The 2,908-nt window shown below is 65.7% G+C and carries 4 protein-coding genes; all 4 read left to right on the top strand.

Annotation, left to right across the window (positions count from 1 at the left end; translation table 11 throughout):
• On the top strand, positions 1-208 hold a 208-nt coding region (locus AC04L7_RS15785; protein ID WP_475513378.1), incomplete at its 5' end, for a DNA-directed RNA polymerase subunit alpha C-terminal domain-containing protein.
• Between the two features lie 184 nt (positions 209-392).
• Positions 393-767, top strand: coding sequence for a 50S ribosomal protein L17 (rplQ, locus tag AC04L7_RS15780; RefSeq protein ID WP_435997244.1), 375 nt, complete (start codon positions 393-395; stop codon positions 765-767).
• Positions 768-924: 157 nt separating this feature from the next.
• Complete coding sequence (locus tag AC04L7_RS15775; RefSeq protein ID WP_435997246.1) at positions 925-1,440, top strand: disulfide bond formation protein B; 516 nt, start codon at positions 925-927, stop codon at positions 1,438-1,440.
• A 51-nt stretch (positions 1,441-1,491) separates the two neighbouring features.
• The gene (locus tag AC04L7_RS15770) at positions 1,492-2,886 is read left to right on the top strand and encodes a class II 3-deoxy-7-phosphoheptulonate synthase (RefSeq protein ID WP_435997248.1); all 1,395 of its coding nucleotides are present in this window, start codon (positions 1,492-1,494) and stop codon (positions 2,884-2,886) included.
• The last annotated feature ends 22 nt before the right edge of the window (positions 2,887-2,908 follow it).

The raw sequence follows: 2,908 nt of genomic DNA, 5'->3' as shown, positions 1-2,908 counted from the left end.
TTCGGCCAACTGCCTGAAGGCCGAGAGCATCTACTACATCGGCGACCTGATCCAGAAGACGGAAGTCGAACTGCTCAAGACCCCGAACCTCGGCAAGAAGTCGCTGACCGAGATCAAGGAAGTCCTGGCGCAGCGCGGCCTGTCCCTGGGCATGAAGCTGGAAAACTGGCCGCCGGCCGGTGTCGCCCAGCACGGCATGCTCGGTTGATGAAGCAACACGAAGCTCCCGCGCTCGCGCGGGAGCTTCGCTGCAACACCCACGTCGACGGACCTGAAGGCCCGCGGCGCTCCGGTCAAGGATGGCCGGTTAGGACCACCCGCAGTCCACAGTTGCAACGCCTGGATGGCGACAGCGAAGTCCAACGTCCCACTCTTCTTTAGGAATCCAACCCATGCGCCACCAGAAAGCCGGCCGCAAGTTCAGCCGCACCAGCGCCCATCGCGAAGCGATGTTCCGCAACATGGCCGCGTCGCTCATCAAGCACGGCCTGATCAAGACCACCCTGCCGAAGGCCAAGGAACTGCGCCGTGTCGCAGAACCGCTGATCACCCTCGGCAAGATCGATGGCGTCGCCAATCGTCGTCTTGCCTTCTCGCGCCTGCGCGACAAGGAAGCCGTCGGTACGCTGTTCACCACGCTCGGCCCGCGCTACCAGTCGCGTCCGGGTGGCTACCTGCGCATCCTGAAGTGCGGCTTCCGCGCCGGCGACAACGCCCCGATGGCGTATGTCGAGCTGGTGGACCGTCCGGAAGCGGCGGTCGAGTAAGCCTCGCCACCCTCGCGATACCCGAAACCCCGGCTCCGGCCGGGGTTTTTGTTTTCCGGCGTGCGGAGGGGCTGTCCCGATGCGTCAGATCGCCGCGGGGTGACGTCACGGCCGATCGGCGTGGATAATGCGGACAGACCTCACGTCCTGGGTGCCGATGAATCCTCTCCGCTGGAGTTTCCGTGCGCAGTGCTTCCTGGGTTTCGCCATATGCGCGGGCCTGCTTGGCTATGCGCTGTACGTGCAGTTCGTGCACCAGTTGGAACCCTGTCCTTTCTGCATCTTCCAGCGGCTGGCGTTCGCCGCGACCGGCGTGTTGTTCCTGCTTGGCGTGTTGCAGGGGCCGCGCAAGCCCGGGGGGCGGCGCATGTACGGCGCGCTCGCCTTCCTGGGGGCCGCCGCGGGCATCGGCATCGCGGGGCGTCATGTCTGGGTCCAGCTATACCCGCCGCTGATGCCGAGTTGTGGCCCTGGCTGGGACTACATGATCGAGAACAATACCTGGCTGGGCGTCCTGCAGAAGGTGCTTGCCGCCAAGGGCGACTGCAGCACCATCGACTGGAGTTTCCTGGGCCTCACGATGCCGATGTGGAGCTTTGTGTGGTTCGTGGTGCTGGCCATCTGGGCGCTCTGGATCGGCTTTCGCGCGCGCAGGACCTCGACCTTCCGCTGATTTGACGCGGCGCATCAATCTGGCACGATGGTGGGCCCCCAGGAGCCCACCATGAATCCGTCCGACCGCAACCTTCGCGCCGTCACTCTCCCGACCCACTGGGCGCCGGGCAGCTGGCGGGAAAGGACGGCGATGCAGATGCCGACTTATCCCGATGCCGCGGCGCTCGAGTCGGCGCTGGGCGAGTTGCGCCAGCTGCCGCCGCTGGTGACATCGTGGGAGATCTTCGCGCTCAAGAAGCAGCTTGCCGAGGCGCAGGAAGGCAAGCGCTTCCTGTTGCAGGGCGGCGACTGCGCGGAGAACTTCAGCGACTGCGAATCCGGGCTTATCTCGAACCGGCTCAAGGTGCTGCTGCAGATGAGCCTGGTGCTCGTGCATGGCCTGCGGCTGCCGGTGGTGCGGGTGGGCCGGTTTGCGGGACAGTATGCCAAGCCGCGGTCAGCGGACATGGAGACGCGCGATGGCGTGACGTTGCCCAGCTATCGCGGCGACGTGGTCAATGCGCCGGACTTCACGGCGGAAGCGCGCGTGCCGGACCCGCGTCGCATGATCAAGGCGCACGCGCGCTCGGCGATGACGATGAACTTCGTGCGTGCACTGATCGATGGCGGCTTCGCCGACCTGCACCATCCGGAGTACTGGAACCTCAACTGGGTCGGCTATTCGCCACTGGCGGCCGAGTACCAGCAGATGGTCGCCTCGATCGGCGACGCGGTGAGGTTCATGGAGACCCTGTCCGGTTCCGAAGTGCACAACCTCAACCGGATCGACTTCTACACCTCGCACGAAGCACTGCTGCTGCCGTATGAGGAAGCGCTCACCCGCGAGGTGCCGCGCCAGTGGGGCTGGTTCAACCTCAGCACGCACTATCCATGGATCGGCATGCGCACCGCAGCGGTCGATGGTGCGCACGTGGAATACCTGCGCGGCGTGCGCAATCCCATCGCGATCAAGGTGGGGCCGTCGGTGACGCCGGACCAGTTGCTGCGCCTGATCGATGTGCTGAATCCCGAAGACGAAGCGGGTCGCCTGACGTTCATCCATCGCATGGGTGCCGCGCAGATCGCCGGCAAGCTGCCGCCGTTGTTGGACGCGGTACGCCGCGATGGCCGTCGCGTGCTCTGGGTCTGCGACCCGATGCACGGCAATACGGAAAGCACGAGCAACGGGTTCAAGACGCGTCGCTTCGACAACGTGCGCAGCGAGGTCGAGCAGTCGTTCGACCTGCATGCGGCGGCCGGGACGCGGCTGGGTGGCGTGCACCTCGAGTTGACGGGTGAAGACGTCACCGAATGCACCGGCGGGGCGCGGGAGCTGACAGATGCGGACCTGGAGCGTGCCTACCGCTCGACGGTCGATCCGCGCCTCAACTACGAGCAGTCGCTCGAGATCGCGATGTGCATCGTGCGCAAGCAGAACCAGCTGGCAGCCCCGTCGGCGCGCTGATCCCGGGCGCCGCCGTCAGGAC

This window comes from Pseudoxanthomonas sp. LjRoot204_2 (genome assembly GCF_056175765.1).
This window is presented reverse-complemented; position numbering and strand designations above follow the sequence as displayed.

Bases quoted from the DNA above. Each gene is read 5' to 3' on its own strand.
- rplQ (WP_435997244.1), top strand. From the start codon at position 393: ATGCGCCACCAGAAAGCCGGCCGCAAGTTCAGCCGCACCAGCGCCCAT.
- AC04L7_RS15775 (WP_435997246.1), top strand. From the start codon at position 925: ATGAATCCTCTCCGCTGGAGTTTCCGTGCGCAGTGCTTCCTGGGTTTC.
- AC04L7_RS15770 (WP_435997248.1), top strand. From the start codon at position 1,492: ATGAATCCGTCCGACCGCAACCTTCGCGCCGTCACTCTCCCGACCCAC.